Raw genomic sequence first — 17340 nt, forward strand, 5'->3', positions numbered from 1 at the left:
AATTACAGTAACGAAAGGACGTCAGGTCAGATGAACACTAACCGTTTGGGACAATCTGATTTATATGTAAGCGCCATGGGCCTCGGCTGTATGACGCTGGGGACGGATGAGGTGAAGGCCGCTGCTATTATTCACGAAGCGCTTGATCACGGAATCAATTTCCTGGATACCGCCGATCTCTACGATGAAGGCCGCAATGAGGAAATCGTCGGCCAGGCGATCCGGCACCGCCGTGCAGATGTAATTCTGGCCACCAAAGTGGGCAACCGCAGAATTCCCGGCCAAGAGGGCTGGAGCTGGGATGCTTCCAAAAGCTATATCCGCTCGGCTGTGAAAGAGAGTCTGCGCAGGCTGCAGACTGATTATATCGATCTGTATCAGCTGCACGGCGGAACGCTGGAAGATGAGATTGACGAGACTATCGAAGCTTTTGAAGAGCTGAAGCAGGAAGGGGTAATCCGTCATTACGGGATTTCCTCCATCCGGCCGAATGTCATCCGGGAATATGTGCAGCGCTCGGGAATAGTCAGTGTGATGAGCCAGTACAGCATTCTCGACAGACGCCCGGAGGAGAGCATCCTTCCGCTGCTGGCCCGGGAGGGTATCAGCCTGATTGCGCGGGGACCGCTGGCCAGCGGCACCCTGACAAAACATGGCCGCAGCAAGGCGGAGCGGGCATATCTGGACTATACTGCTGCGGAGCTGTCAGAGCTGCAAGGCCAGCTGATGCAGCAGACTACCCTCACCCGTACCTTGACGCAGACAGCGCTGCAGTATCCGCTGGCTGATCCTGCCGTTGCCGCAATTATTCCGGGGGCGAGCAGCCTTGCACAGCTGCGGCAGAATATTGCATCCGCTACCTCACCGCCGCTCTCAGCCCTTGAGCTAGAGGCTGTCCGTAAGGTGAGCAAGGCAGGACGGTATACACTGCACTTGTAGAGTTGAATGATTCCAAAGCGAAAGAAGCTGCCTTTGAAGCTGCAGGAAATCTGCAGTCATTGGACAGCTTCTTTTTCATACCTCCGGGGAACAAGTTTGAATTACAGCGATAAATCCGGTTAACCGTGCTTTCTCTTCTTAACGATCCATATAATCACCGAAGCTGCAAATACCAGGGCAGTAATGAGCCATGTCAGCAAAAAGGCCATACCCAGCCCAATATTCGCATCGAGCGCGTCTCTTCTGCTCTCCAGCACCAGCATCACCGCGAGCGGCGCCCCGCTGGCAATCAGCAGAACCGTCATACTGTAACGGGCAAAGTTCGTCCGTTTGTGAATGGCAGCATACAAGCTTATGAAACCAGCAACCAGAAGTACAAATGTCAGTAAAGCTTCCCAGGTTAGTCTGTCCATCAAATCACACCTTCCATCTTCAAGCTAGCGCTCTATGAATCGCTGGGATAACAGCCAGTATAGCTGCTTTGGGAAGCAGACGCAAATCGTGTCTCGCTTTCAGTTCAATACAAAAAACCGCCTGGTGTCTACACCATAGGCGGTCTTAATATTGAGATCAATGAAACTATAGTTTGGAGATCAATTGCACCGCTTCAGCCCGCGTAGCCTTCTGCAGCGGATTAAATTTGTTGCCGCCTTGTCCAGGATCAGCCCAAGCTTCCGGGCAGCGCTGGCATACGGCCGCGCCCAGGCAGTGATGGAACAAATCCGTCATCCGCCAAAAAACGTTGTAATATACACCATCGCCAGCAATCCAAATATAAACGAATAAGTCGAAGGCCGCTCATATCCATGGCCGTGGCTCTCAGGGATCAGCTCCTTATAGACAATGAAGAGCATCGCTCCGGCTGCGAAGGCCAGCCCGTAACCAACTACATTCTGCACATAGCTGGCTGTAAAATAACCGATGACCGCCGACACCATCTCCATGAGGCCGGTCAGGGCGGCAATAGTCAATGCCTTGCGCCGGGTCGCACGGGCATTCATCAGAAATATTGCCAGGATCAGGCCTTCCGGCATATTCTGGGCACCGATCGCAATAGCTACCATGGGCCCCAGGCTCGCCTGCTCACTGGCATAGCTGAAGCCGGTACTCAGACCCTCGGGAATATTATGAATGAACAGCGCGATCATCACGAGCAGCGCTTTGGAATCCAGATTGCTGAGACCGGGCTTGTTCTCCACATCAATATGCGGAATATGGCTCTCGATCAGATCAAGCAGAAGCACCCCGGTAATCAGACCCAGAGTAAGAGCGATGATTCCCGACTCTTTGATCGCCTGCGGCATCAGTCCGAAGGTGGTCGCGGACACCATAATTCCGGCGGTAAAGGCAACCAGCACATCCTTCCACAGCTCAGACAGCCGCTTCACGAACAGGATGGGAATCACGCCAAGAACCGTAGCCATTGCAGATAAAAAGCTGCCTAGAAACGCACTCGCCAAGTCTTCAACCCCTTTTGTGGACAGGACTTATAGACAAGCTTATGCTTCCGGCAGCCTTAAATATAACCAGAATTTCACTATTACGTATTATCCCGGTTTACAAAAACATTTACATAATAACGCAATTAATTAAATCGAATATCCTATTTTTATACAAAATACTACTTTTTACTCCAAAAAAACTAATATTTCATAGACATTCTTCGTCATTCAATAGTAGTATTTAACATTCAAAGGAGGTTCCTTTACATAACATTTACCTTTCCTAATTAGACTTTAATGAAAGCTGGTGTCAAGAATTGAAGAGAAAAAACAGGCTACGCCGAAACACACTTATTATATTACTATGTATTTGTATGAATCTCATGTCTTTGGGCCAATCATTCGCTGCTTCCAGTGCTCCTGATACTTCCGGGGCTACCGCTGTGGCCAAAGACGCAGCCGGTCATTGGGCGGAGGGTGTCCTTACGGAATGGCAGCAGCAAGGATTGCTTACCGGCTATCAGGATGGATCTCTTCAGCCTGACCACCAAATTACCCGTGCCGAATTCACAGCATTGATCAACAAATCCTTTGGTTATACGAATACAGCAGCAATCACCTATGCGGATGTCAAATCATCCAGCTGGTTCTATACGGATATTACCAAAGCTGCTGCTGCAGGATACATAATGGGATACCCGGATCAGACCTTCAGACCCAATCAGTCACTATCCCGTGAAGAAATGGCGGTCATTGTAAGTTCTGTCCTTAAGCTGAACGCAGTGGATATGGCCGCTTCATTTACGGATACGGCTGCAGGCCATGAGTGGAGCAAGAAGCAGATTAACGCCATTGCTGCAGCAGGCATTATGAACGGTTATGGTCAAAAATTCAGACCGCTCGCTACGGCTACCCGGGCAGAAGCTGTCAGTGTGCTGGACCGGGCCTTGAAACTCCAAACGTCCTCTTCCGCTAATACAATCGTTTACGATAAAGCAGGTAACTATGGACCTGAGACAGGCGTTGTCACAGTCAACGGCTCTGTGTATATTGAAGCGTCCGAAGTTGTGCTGAGCAATACCATCATCACAGGTGATCTGGTGATCAGCGAAGCTGTAGGCAAAGGTGATGTGACCCTGAAGAATGTCACGGTTAAGGGTACCACTACCATTGCAGGCGGCGGAAAGAACAGTATCCATGTAGTGGATTCAGTGCTTGTAACCGTCATTGTCAATAAGAAGGACGGCAGTATCCGAATTGTCACCGAAGGTACCAGCTCTGTTGAACAGATTACTCTGCAGTCAGGTGCACTGCTTGAAGAAGGCAGCGGAACCGGCAGCGGCTTCGGTAATATCGATCTCTCCGCAGCTATTCCGGCGAGTGCAGAAGTAGCTTTGGCCGGAACCTTTGAGACGGTAAATATATTCGCTACCGCTATTAAGGTCAACCTGACCTCGGGCTCCATCGGGCAGCTCACGCTTGCTCCAGGTGCCGCAAATACAAGAATTGATATCGCTAGCGGAGCAAGTATCAATACGCTGATTCTAAATGCTGTTGCCTCAGTAACCGGAAAAGGCTCCATTGGCACTGCCTTGATTAATACCAGCGGCTCGACCATCGCCCAGACTCCGGGACATGTGAGCTACGGCAATAATGCTTCAGCTGTTGTTGGCGCTCCGGTAGTGTCCGGAAACAGCAGCAATTCACACGCAGTAACCGAGGTGGTCTACGGATTCGAAGGTTATATCTCGGATGTGGACAATCACCCGGTAGCGGATATGACTATCCATTTCCGTAAAGGTCTTGCAGCGACAACCGGAACCATTGCCGCCAGCGTGATTACGGATGCGGAAGGCAAGTATTTTGCCAATCTGGCTCCCGGCATCTATACCGGAGAGTTATCAAAAGCAGGATATATTACTACTTACGTGATTGGCGCTTCGTTGACGACCCATAAGAACACTGAACAGAATGCTACAGCTATAAAAATCCCGGCTGCCGACGAAATCCGGATTGTTCTCACCTGGGACGAGTATCCGTATGATGAAGATTCGCATCTGATTGGGCCTGCACCTGGCAACCAATCCTTCCATACCTGGTACGGTGACAGAGAATTCTCCAATAATGATGTAGTGTATGCCGATCTGGATCATGATGACACCTCTTCATACGGTCCGGAGACTACTACCATCCGCAAACGTGTCGACGGCAAATATACGTTCTACGTCCACAACTTTAGCGGAAACGGAGCAGATCATACGCAAACCTTAGCTGCTTCCGGAGCCAAAGTAGAAATCTACAACGGCAGCAACGCAACACCGGTAAAAACTTACCATATCCCTGTTGCAGACAGCACCGATGAATACTGGCATGTGTTTGATATGAATGTTGCAGGCAGTGAGCTGAGCTTCACAGACACGAACATGTTGACAGTGAATCCCCCTTATGTTGAGGTTGATGTGAGTCCTACGCCTAATACCTACAACCTTTCTGTGGAGAATCATGTCGGTACCAACGACATTGTAAATGTTTATGGACTTGAGCCAGGAGATGTGATCTCTGTGTACTCAGAAGAGGGTGGAACAGCTGAACCATTGCAGACTGCAACAGTGTATGGTGAATCAACCAGTATTAGAATGACAGGACTTGATTTCGGAAAAGAGTATACCACTATCTATATTTCCCTGAAAAAGCCGAATCGTACTGAAAGCTATGCGATTCCTATCCCGGTGCTCTCCGAAGCATCTTATGCAGAACTGGCTACAACCATCGCCGGCAACTTCAAGGACCGGGTACTTCCCGGCACAATGACTGTTGGCCAAACGGTCTATATGGCTGATCCAGCGTTCGAGTGGCCTAGAGATTTTGATGTTAGAATTATGGATTTCCAAGCTCCATCTACCGTTACTGATGATGTATATCTACTTAGAGACTATTATTTATGGTACATGGATTATAACGGAACTGCAGAGCCGGTGAAATATAGTATTACGTTGGAGTTGAAACTCGACAGTTCTGCAGTTACCAAAGAAATCTTCATTACAGTTCCAAGCGTATTCACTGCGCTGCCTGAAACCATTGCCTATGCACGAACTCTGAATGACGATCGCCTTGCCGATCCTCTAACTGCCGCAGAAGTAGTTGTAAGCAATCCTGAAGCAACGGCCGAGCAATACATTCAGGCAATAAAAGATCTACATTGGATTTTCAGTTTAATTGCTAACGAAGAAGAATAGATCACGCAGCAGCCCAATTTAACATGTATGTTAAATTATATTTCCACACCAAATAGCCAGGCTTTCTATAGCCTGGCTATTTGGCATTCATTTGTCCAATTGCCTGACATCAATCTGACTACCTGGACTCCACCGTTCTATCATTAATCTATCCATTCCTCCCTTTACTTCGCCCACTTCTCAAACAACCGGTCTACCCGTCCTCCGATGGCTGCCTCGGATACTGCCTTGATCTTTCCTTGTTCAAAAACCACATTCCCGCCAACGACTACTGTCCGGATCGCTCCCGGCTGCATGGCATAGACCATGTTCGCGAACAATTCCCGCTTCGGAGCCAGCGACAGATCCTGAAGGTCGAGCGCCGCGAAGTCGGCGTGCTGCCCGGTTTCGAGCGAACCCACCGGCAGCTGCAGAATCTCCCCGGCACTCCGGGTGCCCATCCGGTACACCTGTCCGGCGGTGATGCAGGTACCGTCCAGCCGGCTGACCTTCTGCAGAAGCGCACACATGCGCATCTCCTCATACACGCTGATCCGGTTATTGCTGCAGCCTCCGTCAGTCCCGAGTGTCACTCTGACGCCTGCCTTCAGCAGGTCGGGAATGCGGGTCACCCCGTCAGCCAGAAACATATTACTGGACGGACAGTATGCCAGCGACCCGCGTCTTGCGCCAATCAGTTCAATCTCAGAATCCTCCACCCAGACCAGATGAACCGCAATCATCCGCTCATCGAGAACGCCCAGGGAATCCAGATAATGTACAGGCCGCAGGCCATAGTCACGCTGGATCTCTTCTACCTCGAACATTTCTTCTGCCACATGGATGTGAAAAGGTGTATCCAGCTCCATGGCCAGCTTATGCCCGGCCTTAATCATCTCCGGTGAAGCCGCATGCGGGCTATGCGGAGCCGGATGCACTGTAACCATGGGATTACCCTGATACTTCTTGGCTAATGACCGCGTCCGCTCTACAGCCTCCGGAACCTTCTCCCGGTAAGCAAGTGGTGCCCCGGTCCAGTCATACATCGTGCGGGCAAATACAAGCCGGATTCCCAGATCAACCGCGGCCCGGATCACAGCTTCATCGTAGACAGTTCCGCCGTTATGCACATAGAAGAAATCACAGACGGTCGTGATTCCGTAGCGCAGCATCTCTCCGAAGGCAAGCAGCGCGCCGGTATAGATGGCCTCTTCATCGAGAAGCGGTGTGTACTTGTACAGGGCCTGATCCCGCCAATCCAGAAACGGCTTATCAATCGCGATCCCGCGCAGCAGACTCTGGAAGGAGTGATTATGTGAATTGACGGTACCGGGAACGATAGCTCTGTTCTCCCAGTGGATGTGCCTGGCATCGGGATAGCGGCCCAGCAGCTCTTCACGTTCTCCCACATCCGTAATTATCCCGTTCTCCACCAGCAGAGCGCCATTCTTCTTGAATTCGTCCTGTGTGTACAGAACATCTGCTGAATATATTTCGCGCATGGTTTGGTCCTCCTAACGGCTTAGTTGCTCATCGAGTGCCAGAATAGACTGCAGCAGGACATTGCCCGCCTTCTCAATATCCGCTATCCGGCTCTCTTCCTCCGGGCAATGGCTTTTGCCGCCCAGACTCGGTACGAAGAGCATTCCCGCGCGGGTCAGTGAAGGCATATGCGTAGCATCATGACCAGCCATGCTGCCCAGCTGCAGAACCGGAATCCCCAGCGCTTCTGCCTGCGCAGCACTCACATCAATGACCCGTGCATCCATTGGCTGCGGCGCCTGATCCAGAATCAGCCGCCGCTCCAGCCGGAGGGCTCTGCTTCGGGCAATCCCCTCAGCCTGCTGGCTCCAGTCCCCTATCATCTCCTGAATCTGCTGGCGGTCCGCTCCCCTGGCCTCCAGGTGGAAGAGTACCTTCTCCGGAATAATATTGGCGGCATTCGGTTCATTGCTGATCCGCCCGATCGTGCCCACGGCTTCATCCGCCGGCTGCTTCCGGCAGACCGCTTCGAACGCCGGCATCATCTCGGAAGCGCCCATCAGCGCATCCTTCCGGTCCTGCATCAAGGTGGTACCGGCATGATTCGCTTCCCCCGTGACGGTAATCTCCTCGCGGTAAATTCCCGTGATGGCGGTGACGATTCCCACTGGAATGCCCCGGTCCAGCAGCCGCTTACCTTGCTCAATATGGACTTCGAGAAAAGCTGCAAACGCCTCGGGTTCCCTCCGGCATTGTTCGAAATGCTCAGGATCGCCGCCTGCCCGCCGCAGCGCCTCCGTCAGCAGCTGCCCCTGATCATTGCGCACTCCGGCAAGATCATCCTGTCTGAGCTTGCCCGAGACTGCCCGGCTGCCGAACGTAGACAGTCCGAACGGGTTCGGCTCCTCCGCGCTGAAGGAAACCAGCTCCAGCGGATGACGGGTGTTGATCTTGTTCTCTTCCAGTACTGTCATAACCTCCAGAGCCAGCAGAACGCCAAGCGCACCGTCATATTTCCCGCCGTTTGGAACCGTATCGATGTGGGAGCCAAATGCGATCACCGGAAGGCTCTCCCGTGCTCTGCCGGAAGCACAGGAACCGCCGGCAGCTACGGAATTTCCTGACGGATCGGAAATCCTCTGCCCATCCGGAACTCCTGAAACCTCTAAGTCTTCCGGAGCCTCTGGACACTCCATAACATCCGAATCTCCGGATATAGTCCCCTGTCCCGTTCCCCTCCGGGTGGCCCAGATATTCGCCGCTTCATCTACCCTGACCCTAAGCTGCAGATCCAGCAGCTTACTCTTGAGCCACTGCCGGGCGGCCAGCTCGGCCTCAGTGAAGGTCGTCCGGTCCAGCCCTCCGGTCTGCTTATTCAGGCCGAACTTGGCCAGCTCCCGGATGTTATTCTGCAGACGTTCCGCATTAATCCGCAAGGCTCTCATCACCATACCCTCCTTCCGTTCTGAATGACTGCCTCACCCTTCTTGAACACGGTATCCACCAGATTCACCGCATAATGGTATTGGAGGTAGAGAACATTCGGCGCGTCGAACATTACCAGATCTGCCTGTTTGCCAACCTCAATGCTGCCGATCACATCCGCACGGCAGATCGCATGTGCCGCGTTGATTGTACAGGCCGTCAGCACCTCCGCCGGAGTCATGCCCATCGTCAGGCAGCCCAGATTCATAATAAACGGCAGCGATTCCGTCGGGGAAGAGCCTGGATTGCGGTCGGTCGACAGCGCAACAGGCACACCAGCATTAATCAACGCCCGCGCATCCGCAGGCTTCGCCATCAGGAAGAAGGCTGTGCCCGGAAGCAATACGGCGATTACTCCGCTCTCCGCCATCGCCTGTATGCCAGCTTCGGAAGCATGCAGCAGATGATCCGCTGTCACTGCCCCCAGCTCGGCGGCCAGCTCCGCTCCTCCGCAGGAGACAATCTCATCGGCATGGAGCTTGGGCTTCAGCCCCCAGCTCCGGCCTGCCTCCAGAATGTCCCTGGACTGCTCCACCGTGAATACTCCCTCTTCGCAGAACACATCACAGAACTCCGCCAGCCCCTCCCGGGCCACAGCCGGAATCATCTCTTCAATCACACTTCGGACATATCCATCCGCATCGCCGCGATATTCCACCGGCACGGCATGCGCGCCCATGAATGTGGACACCACATCCACCGGATGGGAAGCATCCAGCCTCCGGGCCGCCCGCAGCTGCTTCAGTTCATCCTCCAGCCGCAATCCGTATCCGCTCTTGGCTTCGATGGTGGTAACCCCATGCGCCAGGAAACGGTCCAGCCGCTTCAAGGTTTCGGCGATCAGCTGTTCCTCCGTAGCTTCCCGGGTCCGTTCGGTGGAATACAGAATTCCACCTCCGGCATTTAGAATGTCCATATATTTAGCGCCCTGCAGCCGCAGATTCAGCTCAAACTCCCGGGAGCCGGCAAAAACGGCATGGGTATGGGGATCGACCAGCCCCGGCGTAACAGTCTTTCCTTCCGCTGAGAACACCGTCACCTGCTTATCTCCGGCATGCTGCTCCACATAGCTGCGCGCATCCTCATCACTGCCGACGAAGGTGAAGATACCGTCTTCAATCACGATTCCCCCATGCCCGATTAGCCCGAGCTCCTCCATCTCCTTGCCCGTCTTCGGCTTACTACTGGCACCGCCAAGCGTCGCGATTTGCGCAGCGTTCTGAATATAGATCATCACTTGACTCCTTTCGGGTCAATCAGCATGGGCATCACAATGCCTTGAGCCTTGGCTGTCTCCACAGCCAGGGGATACCCCGCATCCGCATGGCGGACTACGCCCATCCCCGGATCTGAGGTCAGCACCCGTTCAAGCCGTGCTTCCGCTTCCTTCGTTCCATCCGCCACCACGACCATTCCGGCATGCTGCGAATAGCCCATGCCGACGCCTCCGCCGTGGTGCAGCGATACCCAGCTGGCACCGGCAGCGGTATTGACCAGCGCATTCAGCAGCGGCCAATCCGATACCGCATCACTGCCGTCACGCATCGCTTCCGTCTCCCGGTTGGGGGAAGCGACAGAGCCTGCGTCGAGATGATCCCTGCCGATAACAATCGGCGCAGACAGCTCTCCGGCTGCCACCATATCATTGATAATCCGCCCGAACTTCGCCCGTTCACCGTAGCCGAGCCAGCAAATCCGTGCAGGCAGCCCCTGGAAGGAGATCTTCTCCTGCGCCAGAGTAATCCAGCGCTGCAGCCCTTCGTTATCCGGGAATGCCTTCAGAATAGCCGTATCCGTCTTATAGATATCTTCAGGATCGCCCGACAGGGCGACCCAGCGGAACGGTCCTTTGCCTTCGCAGAATTGCGGGCGGATATAGGCCGGGACGAAGCCCGGGAAGTCAAAAGCCTGCTTCACGCCTTCATCATAGGCAACCTGGCGGATATTATTGCCGTAATCGAAGGTAACCGCCCCCCTCCGCTTAAGCTCCAGCATCGCTTCGACGTGGCGGGCGATACTCTTTCGCGCCAATTGTATATATCCCTGCGGGTCCTCAATTCTTAGCTGCTTAGCCGTATCCACCGTGAAGCCTTCCGGCACATAGCCGTTCAGCGGATCATGGGCCGAGGTCTGGTCGGTCAGAATATCCGGGACAAAGCCCCGGGATATCATCACCGGCAGTACTTCTGCCGCATTGCCGAGCAGGCCCACCGAAAGTGCCCGCCCGGTGTCCCGGGCTGCTTCAGCCAGCGACAGCGCCTCATCCAGCGTTTCGGCCAGCACATCGCAGTAGCGGGACTGGATTCTTTTCTCAATCCGCGTCCGGTCCACATCGATGCCGATGAATACCCCGCCGTTCATGGTGACGGCCAGCGGCTGCGCGCCTCCCATGCCGCCGAGTCCCGCGCTAAACGTGATCGTCCCCCGAAGTGAACCGCCGAAATGCTGCCTCGCACACTCCGCGAACGTCTCATATGTCCCCTGCACAATTCCCTGTGTGCCGATATAAATCCAGCTGCCCGCCGTCATCTGCCCGTACATCATCAGCCCTTTCTGGTCCAGCTCATGGAAGGTACTCCAGTTGGCCCAGGCCGGCACCAGATTGGAATTGGCCAGCAGCACGCGCGGGGCATCACGATGGGTGCGGAAGACGGCAACCGGCTTGCCGGACTGTATCAGCAGAGTTTCGTTGTCCTCGAGCATCTTAAGGGAGCGCACAATAGCATCATAGCTCTCCCAGTTGCGCGCGGCCTTGCCGATCCCGCCATAGACAACCAATTGCTCCGGGTGCTCCGCCACCTCGGGATCGAGATTATTCATCAGCATGCGCAGCGCCGCTTCCTGCACCCAGCCCTTGGTGTTCAGCACGTTGCCTCTTGGCGCGCGGCAGACTCTTGGTTCATCCATATTCATATTCTTAACTCCCCTTCCTCCATTGAACATGCTTATCATGCCGGGAACCCGGTGACTGCTTACGCTGCAGATAACTCCCCTTCCAGCGGGAAACTTTCATACGTGGTTGAATGCAGCGTTATCCCGCAAGGTAGCGAATTGCATTTTCGATTAAAAATCCTGCACAAAATACAACATTCCCTTCATCAAATCGGCCGTAACCGGAAATTGTTGTAGAAAATACAGCATTCCTCCTCTTCCAACCGGCTTAGCGGGAGAATTGTTGTATTCCATACAACAATCCCCCTGAACACCCGGGTATCCAGGTATCAAAGTTGCAAAATTTACAACAATTATGCCTATAGCGGCTGAACTAAAGTTCTCAGCCGGCTTCCAGACATGAACTCCGAGTAAACTGTTACATTACCGCCCCATTGCCTCGTTTAAAACTCGCCAAAAGGCTTGATCGGCCGAACCCCGTCCTCCAGTAACTAACCGGTTAGCGGAATCGAATGTTTCTGCTTGCCCTTGATCAGGAATGAAACGGAACCAGTGCGAACAGCTCCTCCAGCACATCCGCTTCCTTCATCCACTCGGCGATGGTGGCGAAATCACCGGACAGGACCCGGTCCCCGTCCACGAACGGGACCAGCTCCCGGCAGCGGTCATACAGCCATTTCGTGCCCGCCCCGAGCAGCTGAGGCCCCCGAAAATCGGCAGCCTGCGCCCCGCAGAGCAGCTCGATCGCCAGCACCGCATAGGCATTGTCGACGATCTGCTTCGCCTTCCGGGCGGCGATCGTGCCCATGCTTACATGATCCTCCTGATTGCCGGAGGAGGGGATCGAATCCACACTGGCCGGATGAGCCAGTGATTTATTCTCGGACACCACAGACGCCGCCGCATACTGGGCGATCATGAACCCGGACTGCAGCCCCCCGTTCTTCGTCAGGAACGGGGGCAGCCCCTCGTTCAGCTGCGGATTAACCATCCGCTCGATCCGCCGCTCGGCAATATCCGCCAGCTCCGCCGCGCTGATGGACAGATGATCCATCGGCAGCGCAACCGGCTGCCCGTGGAAGTTCCCGCCCGAGATTACCTTGTCTTCATCCGCGAATATCAGCGGATTGTCTGTGGCCGAGTTGATCTCAATCTCCAGCTTCTCTGCGATGTAAGCCAGCGCATCACGGCTTGCACCGTGAACCTGCGGCGCGCAGCGCAGCGAATAGGCATCCTGCACCCGCACTTCCCCCTGATTAGTCATCAGCTTACTGCCGGCTGTCAGATTGCGGATATTATCGGCCGCCTGGCGCTGGCCTTGATGCGGACGAACCGCATGCGTCGCCGGGTCGAACGCATCCCGGACCGCCCGCAGCGCCTCACAGCTGAGTGCGGCCGTGCAGTCGGCCCAATTGGCCAGATTCAGCGCATCCCGGCAGGCCAGCGTGCCGACAGCGGTCATCACCTGTGTTCCGTTGATCAGGGCCAGCCCCTCCTTGGCCGCAAGGACAATTGGCGCTAGCCCCGCCTTGGCCAGCGCCTGAGCACCAGGCATCCGTATACTCTGATAATAGGCTTCGCCTTCGCCGATCAGAACCAGTACCATATGCGACAAGGGAGCAAGGTCACCGCTTGCGCCCAGGGAGCCTTTCTCCGGAATTACCGGAACCACGCCCCGGTTAAGCATCTCCACCATCAGCCGGATCACCTCCAGACGGATGCCGGAATAACCAAGGGATAAGGCGTTTATCCGCAGCAGCAATATTGCGCGCACAACCTCCTCCGGGAACGGCTCGCCAATTCCGCAGCAGTGGCTGCGGATCAGATTAAGCTGCAGCTGCTTCGTATCCTCCGGCGAGATGTACGTATCACTGAATTTGCCGAAGCCGGTCGTGAGGCCGTACACCACTTTTTTCTCCAGCAGGAGCTTCTCTACATATTGGCGGGTACGGTCCACCTTGCGGCAGCTCTCCTCGCTCAGGTCCACCATCCGATAATACCGGGCCACCTTAACAACTTCCTCAATGGTTAATGTATTGCCGCGGATCATGACGGTTTGATTGTCTATCTCGGGCATATGCCTCACCTGCTTCCCGGGTAATAGAAAAAGAAAAAGCCCATACCCTAATAGAGGTACCGGCTTCTATATCACTAATCGCTATATTACGGCTAATAATTCCTAGATATGATTGAATCCAAATCCATTCCCCTTCATGCTCCACGCTTCCGGACATCATCCCCCGCACTGAAGCCGATGCTTCTCCCATGCCGGAGATCTCCTCTTTTCTTGACGTTATATAATATGCCTTACACTCGCTAATCATGAATAATCCTCATTAAAAACAAGTTAGGGCAGGCCCCCAGATCCGGAAGCCTGCCCTAATACATATGATATTCCGTCCTGAAGTTAGCCTTCATCCGGAGTTAACCTTGGCTCTCCCGCTCAAACTGCTCTAAATACCGCCCAAGCCCTTTCTCCGCAAGCTCATTCTTCGGAATAAAACGCAGTGCGGCGGAATTCACCCGGTAATGCAGCTTCGCCGGCTCCGGGCCATCGTAGGATAAATCTCCCAGATAAGCCCCGCTCAGCCTGCTGCGCAGCACCGTCCGTACTTCACCGCTGCCGTAGTCCGCTTCTCGGCGGATCAGCCCCTCTTCCACCGGCTTGGTGAATCCGGGCCAGCCGGTGCCGGCATCGAATTTGTCCGTGGAGCTGAATAGCGGATCACCGCTGATCATATCGGCGTAGATCCCTTCCCCGAAGTGGTTCCAATACTCGTTCTGATACGGCGGCTCCATAGCCTTCTTCTGGGTGACCTCATATTGCAGCTCTGTCAGCTGCTTCAGCAGCTGCTTCTTGTCTTCGCGGCTGTTCCAGTGCAGCTCCGTGAAATCATCACGGCCTGAACCCTTCTGGTACAGCTTGTAGTCCAGCGGATGGGTTCTATAATAATGCTGATGCTCCGCTTCCGCCGGATAGAAGGCTGCTGCCGGCAGAATTTCCGTCACAATCGGTGCTTTGAACCGCTTGCTGGCCTGAAGCGCCGCCTTCGACAGCTCCGCCTTCTGCCGCTGCTCTTCACTGTGTACAAAAATCGCCGCCTCGTAAGCACGCCCCCGGTCCATAAATTGCCCGCCGCCGTCTGTCGGATCAATCAGCTGCCAATAAATGTCCAGCAGACGTTCATAAGAAAAACGTTCCGGGTCAAAGGTGATCTGCACCGCCTCCCTATGCCCTGTAGCTTCTCTTCCTAATGCCTCGTAGGTAGGATTCTCCGTATGTCCTCCCGTGTAACCGGATACCACCGAGATTATACCCGGCAGCTCGTCGAACGGCTTGACCATACACCAAAAGCAGCCGCCGGCGAAGGTGGCCACCTGGAGTGTATTGTTAGTAGTCAACCAGACCGCCTCCTTGTACTCTTTTCCCCTATTATATATGAATATCCTTTTTCACGAGAGCGGAATACGCTGTGAATGCTCCATACTTCCCCGGGAGATCCCTTCCGTTGGTCAGCTCGTCCAGCACAAGAATAGCTATGATGTGAATCTGTGTCTCTCTGGGCTTATTTAGGCCTATTTGAGTCTGTTTGATTGGTTTGAACGGGCCCGGTTCTTTTCTTCACGCCGGTTGGAATCCCATAGCTCCTTATGCATCCAGCCTGCGAATACGAGCATTACGAGGGTCAGAATCAGGACATACTCCCTCATGATGCCCGATAGGCTGCCGTCCGTATTATATCCGAGAATGATGTTCAGCCGCCCCCACAACAGATTGAGGCATAGCAGTGCTACAGCCCCGTAGGTAACCCATACACTCCGGAGATACAAATTATACGTCCGCAAGGGGCCTCGTCCCATAAAATACCTGCGGTAATGGATAACATAAGCAGTAAAAGCAATAAAGGCTATCGTTTCCAGTGTGATCAGTGTCAAGTCAACAATTTCCATGCAGATCATCTCCCCTTCTACCTAAGCCGGTACGGTGCAGATCAATGAGTCTCTCCAGATCATTGGATTCATACGCTTCCTGAATTTCGCCCAAGGTATCTATTTCATGCTTGACCCGGCTGGGCTTCATCTCGTGTTTTCTGAATATATCGAGGAGCTTCACTTGTTGACGACCTCCTCATCTTTAGGTTTCTTCTCCGCAGTGCCTCTCTCGATTAGCAGCTTGACGAGCGTACGGTTATATTCATTCAGCTGCTTTTCGTTCTCTTCATCACGTTTCTGGTAATTCTGAATCACTTTCTCTTTGTTCGCAATTTGCTTAATACTCCAGATTAATGCAGTAGATAACAGGACATTTAGCACGACCGAACCATTGTTATTCACAAAAAGGCCAGTCAATGCACTGAAATCCATGGGTAGTCCCCCCGTTCCTATAATGTAATCTAGATTCTGTCATCAGAAATGAATGCGCCCTTACCCCCTGTCCACTTTTTCGCCACCAGCCATTACTACCGCTCCAATCACAACACCCTCATAGTAATCTACTCTTTCAAAAGCATTTCTGATTGGGTGCAGCAGTATATTGTTAGAGCGGGGGCGGGTGGGTGTGCGGATAGATGTCCGACAAATGAAATTGTCTCTTCAGTGAGTATCCACAACAAAAAAACCTTGCCAGACCTGGAAAGGTTTTGAAAAAGCGAATAATTAACATAAATACAACACTTATTCGTTTGTAATTCTGGATGAAGTTCACTTTCACCCAATTTATAACTTCAGCATTGAAAAGTAAGGAGCTTGCCTAACGTAAGATTAATCAATTTTCAAATCTAAGATATATTCTACTCATGATTTAGCGGCATTCTGCTATGTGCATTGAACTCTTTCTTTATTCCTGATATTTGCACGTCAGCAGTAGTCATATTACCTTGTTTCTGTAAAACGGTTTCGGCAATTCGCCACCTGTAGATAGCAAGGACTTTTCCAAAGGACCTGCCAACAATGACACTACTCCCAGACAGTTCAGCCAATGCTCTGCGGACCAGCTTTCTTCGGGGTGGAATGCCCCCTTCCCCTTCCCCTTCCCCATTTCTACTGTCCCGAGCGTCAACTAATCCGCAAACTTCTCCGGTGAATCCAACATATGATCCGCCCGCTCTTTCGCTTACCTGTATATCCCTGCGGAAGATCGCCTGCTATGCCTAACGTTATCCAGTTGACAAAGTCATAAGGGGAATCTGTGGCTTTATCCGCACGGATTCTTAACGTATCCATGAAACCCGTCCCAATCTCTTTGAAACTGTCCAACGATTTTAACAATGCATTTTTCGGCTTCTCTGGTGCTTCCGCTTGTTCATCCGGCGCTTTGCTTTTAAACAGATTATAGCTTTCTAAACCTGCCATAGTTGATGCAATATGATGAGTCTGTTACCTATTTAAATAATTCTAGCTATCACTGTCATCATCCCATAGTGAATCAAATTCTTCATCCGTCATACCGCCACTTCCTTTTATATGAGGAGCGTAATAATGCCCATTTGCATCAATAATGTATTCAACCTGTGACTTTTCATCAGAAATAATAATAGAAAATTCACTATCCGCATGATAAATTGTAGGTTCTATTGTAACTAAGACAATCCATGTAATCCCTTCTACTCCATCAAATCCATCATATGATTTTACAGTTCTTTCATTATTAATTACAATTTTTCCTGATAAATTGTATTTCTCTGTATATGCCGAAGCAATCTCCAATGCTTGCTTACTTGATAAGTTCATACTTAATTGTTCTCCTTTCAATCTGTGAATCCTGTCCAATCTCGTGGTGGCCATTCTCCATGCCTTACTTTATAAATATACTTCATAGAAAATAATATTTCGGCTTCTGAAAACTTATCTTTGCATCGTCACCGTATCGGATGAGATCTCCTATC

17 protein-coding genes are annotated in these 17340 nt (G+C 52.6%); 2 read left to right on the plus strand and 15 right to left on the minus strand.

What is annotated here, in order from left to right:
• The first annotated feature begins 30 nt into the window (after window positions 1–30).
• Entirely contained in the window at window positions 31–939 is a 909-nt protein-coding gene (locus NYE33_RS34530) for an aldo/keto reductase (protein ID WP_341069846.1), read from the plus strand.
• Between the two features lie 119 nt (window positions 940–1058).
• Here NYE33_RS34530 and NYE33_RS34535 read toward each other — a convergent pair whose 3' ends face one another.
• From NYE33_RS34535 to NYE33_RS34545, 3 genes are all read right to left on the minus strand, one after another.
• Window positions 1059–1352 carry a hypothetical protein gene (locus tag NYE33_RS34535; protein WP_042134081.1) on the minus strand — a complete coding sequence of 98 codons (294 nt, stop codon included), beginning with the start codon at window positions 1350–1352 and terminating at the stop codon, window positions 1059–1061.
• A 166-nt stretch (window positions 1353–1518) separates the two neighbouring features.
• On the minus strand, window positions 1519–1668 hold the full coding sequence (locus NYE33_RS34540; RefSeq protein ID WP_341069848.1) for a hypothetical protein: 150 nt from the start codon (window positions 1666–1668) through the stop codon (window positions 1519–1521).
• Window positions 1665–2399 (minus strand): ZIP family metal transporter, encoded by a 735-nt coding sequence (locus tag NYE33_RS34545; protein ID WP_081969841.1) that lies wholly within the window; start codon window positions 2397–2399, stop codon window positions 1665–1667. Before NYE33_RS34545 ends, NYE33_RS34540 begins: the two co-directional genes overlap by 4 nt.
• Before the next feature lie 356 nt (window positions 2400–2755).
• Here NYE33_RS34545 and NYE33_RS34550 point away from each other — a divergent pair, with 356 nt between their 5' ends.
• Window positions 2756–5617: an S-layer homology domain-containing protein gene (locus NYE33_RS34550; protein WP_341069851.1), complete on the plus strand. Its 2862-nt coding sequence runs from the start codon at window positions 2756–2758 to the stop codon at window positions 5615–5617.
• Between the two features lie 164 nt (window positions 5618–5781).
• Here the strand turns inward: NYE33_RS34550 and NYE33_RS34555 are convergent, their stop codons facing one another.
• The 12 genes from NYE33_RS34555 to NYE33_RS34610 form a co-directional block, all read right to left on the minus strand.
• Window positions 5782–7098, minus strand: a complete 1317-nt coding sequence (locus tag NYE33_RS34555; protein ID WP_341069853.1) for an amidohydrolase family protein — start codon at window positions 7096–7098, stop codon at window positions 5782–5784.
• A gap of 12 nt (window positions 7099–7110) precedes the next feature.
• Window positions 7111–8523 carry a Zn-dependent hydrolase gene (locus tag NYE33_RS34560; RefSeq protein WP_341069856.1) on the minus strand — a complete coding sequence of 471 codons (1413 nt, stop codon included), beginning with the start codon at window positions 8521–8523 and terminating at the stop codon, window positions 7111–7113.
• Window positions 8523–9797 (minus strand): imidazolonepropionase, encoded by a 1275-nt coding sequence (gene hutI / locus NYE33_RS34565; protein WP_341069857.1) that lies wholly within the window; start codon window positions 9795–9797, stop codon window positions 8523–8525. Before hutI ends, NYE33_RS34560 begins: the two co-directional genes overlap by 1 nt.
• Complete coding sequence (gene hutU, locus NYE33_RS34570) at window positions 9797–11476, minus strand: urocanate hydratase (protein WP_341069860.1); 1680 nt, start codon at window positions 11474–11476, stop codon at window positions 9797–9799. Before hutU ends, hutI begins: the two co-directional genes overlap by 1 nt.
• A gap of 150 nt (window positions 11477–11626) precedes the next feature.
• Window positions 11627–11749 (minus strand): hypothetical protein, encoded by a 123-nt coding sequence (locus tag NYE33_RS34575; RefSeq protein WP_341069861.1) that lies wholly within the window; start codon window positions 11747–11749, stop codon window positions 11627–11629.
• 238 nt (window positions 11750–11987) lie between these two features.
• Complete coding sequence (hutH, locus tag NYE33_RS34580; protein WP_341069863.1) at window positions 11988–13532, minus strand: histidine ammonia-lyase; 1545 nt, start codon at window positions 13530–13532, stop codon at window positions 11988–11990.
• A 347-nt stretch (window positions 13533–13879) separates the two neighbouring features.
• Window positions 13880–14857, minus strand: coding sequence for a peptide-methionine (S)-S-oxide reductase MsrA (gene msrA, locus NYE33_RS34585; protein WP_341069865.1), 978 nt, complete (start codon window positions 14855–14857; stop codon window positions 13880–13882).
• A gap of 174 nt (window positions 14858–15031) precedes the next feature.
• On the minus strand, window positions 15032–15406 hold the full coding sequence (locus NYE33_RS34590; RefSeq protein ID WP_341069867.1) for a hypothetical protein: 375 nt from the start codon (window positions 15404–15406) through the stop codon (window positions 15032–15034).
• On the minus strand, window positions 15393–15569 hold the full coding sequence (locus NYE33_RS34595; protein WP_156118540.1) for a hypothetical protein: 177 nt from the start codon (window positions 15567–15569) through the stop codon (window positions 15393–15395). Before NYE33_RS34595 ends, NYE33_RS34590 begins: the two co-directional genes overlap by 14 nt.
• A complete protein-coding gene (locus NYE33_RS34600) occupies window positions 15566–15820 on the minus strand; it encodes a hypothetical protein (protein WP_039302090.1) in 255 nt (84 codons plus the stop codon). Before NYE33_RS34600 ends, NYE33_RS34595 begins: the two co-directional genes overlap by 4 nt.
• A 690-nt stretch (window positions 15821–16510) precedes the next feature.
• A complete protein-coding gene (locus tag NYE33_RS34605; protein ID WP_341069869.1) occupies window positions 16511–16807 on the minus strand; it encodes a hypothetical protein in 297 nt (98 codons plus the stop codon).
• Window positions 16808–16849: 42 nt separating this feature from the next.
• Window positions 16850–17185 (minus strand): hypothetical protein, encoded by a 336-nt coding sequence (locus tag NYE33_RS34610; RefSeq protein WP_246354306.1) that lies wholly within the window; start codon window positions 17183–17185, stop codon window positions 16850–16852.
• Window positions 17186–17340: the final 155 nt, after the last annotated feature.

It is taken from the genome of Paenibacillus sp. FSL R10-2199 (assembly GCF_038000235.1).
GTDB classification, from domain to species: domain Bacteria; phylum Bacillota; class Bacilli; order Paenibacillales; family Paenibacillaceae; genus Paenibacillus_AQ; species Paenibacillus_AQ phytohabitans.

Excerpts from the sequence above, each read along its gene's own strand:
- NYE33_RS34550 (WP_341069851.1), top strand. The coding sequence starts at position 2,756 with ATGAATCTCATGTCTTTGGGCCAATCATTCGCTGCTTCCAGTGCTCCT.
- hutI (WP_341069857.1), bottom strand. The coding sequence starts at position 9,797 with ATGATCTATATTCAGAACGCTGCGCAAATCGCGACGCTTGGCGGTGCC.
- NYE33_RS34540 (WP_341069848.1), bottom strand. The coding sequence starts at position 1,668 with ATGACGGATTTGTTCCATCACTGCCTGGGCGCGGCCGTATGCCAGCGC.
- NYE33_RS34535 (WP_042134081.1), bottom strand. The coding sequence starts at position 1,352 with ATGGACAGACTAACCTGGGAAGCTTTACTGACATTTGTACTTCTGGTT.
- NYE33_RS34575 (WP_341069861.1), bottom strand. The coding sequence starts at position 11,749 with ATGGAATACAACAATTCTCCCGCTAAGCCGGTTGGAAGAGGAGGAATG.
- NYE33_RS34560 (WP_341069856.1), bottom strand. The coding sequence starts at position 8,523 with ATGAGAGCCTTGCGGATTAATGCGGAACGTCTGCAGAATAACATCCGG.
- hutU (WP_341069860.1), bottom strand. The coding sequence starts at position 11,476 with ATGAATATGGATGAACCAAGAGTCTGCCGCGCGCCAAGAGGCAACGTG.
- NYE33_RS34610 (WP_246354306.1), bottom strand. The coding sequence starts at position 17,185 with ATGAACTTATCAAGTAAGCAAGCATTGGAGATTGCTTCGGCATATACA.
- hutH (WP_341069863.1), bottom strand. The coding sequence starts at position 13,532 with ATGCCCGAGATAGACAATCAAACCGTCATGATCCGCGGCAATACATTA.
- NYE33_RS34590 (WP_341069867.1), bottom strand. The coding sequence starts at position 15,406 with ATGGAAATTGTTGACTTGACACTGATCACACTGGAAACGATAGCCTTT.
- NYE33_RS34605 (WP_341069869.1), bottom strand. The coding sequence starts at position 16,807 with ATGGCAGGTTTAGAAAGCTATAATCTGTTTAAAAGCAAAGCGCCGGAT.
- NYE33_RS34555 (WP_341069853.1), bottom strand. The coding sequence starts at position 7,098 with ATGCGCGAAATATATTCAGCAGATGTTCTGTACACACAGGACGAATTC.
- NYE33_RS34600 (WP_039302090.1), bottom strand. The coding sequence starts at position 15,820 with ATGGATTTCAGTGCATTGACTGGCCTTTTTGTGAATAACAATGGTTCG.
- NYE33_RS34530 (WP_341069846.1), top strand. The coding sequence starts at position 31 with ATGAACACTAACCGTTTGGGACAATCTGATTTATATGTAAGCGCCATG.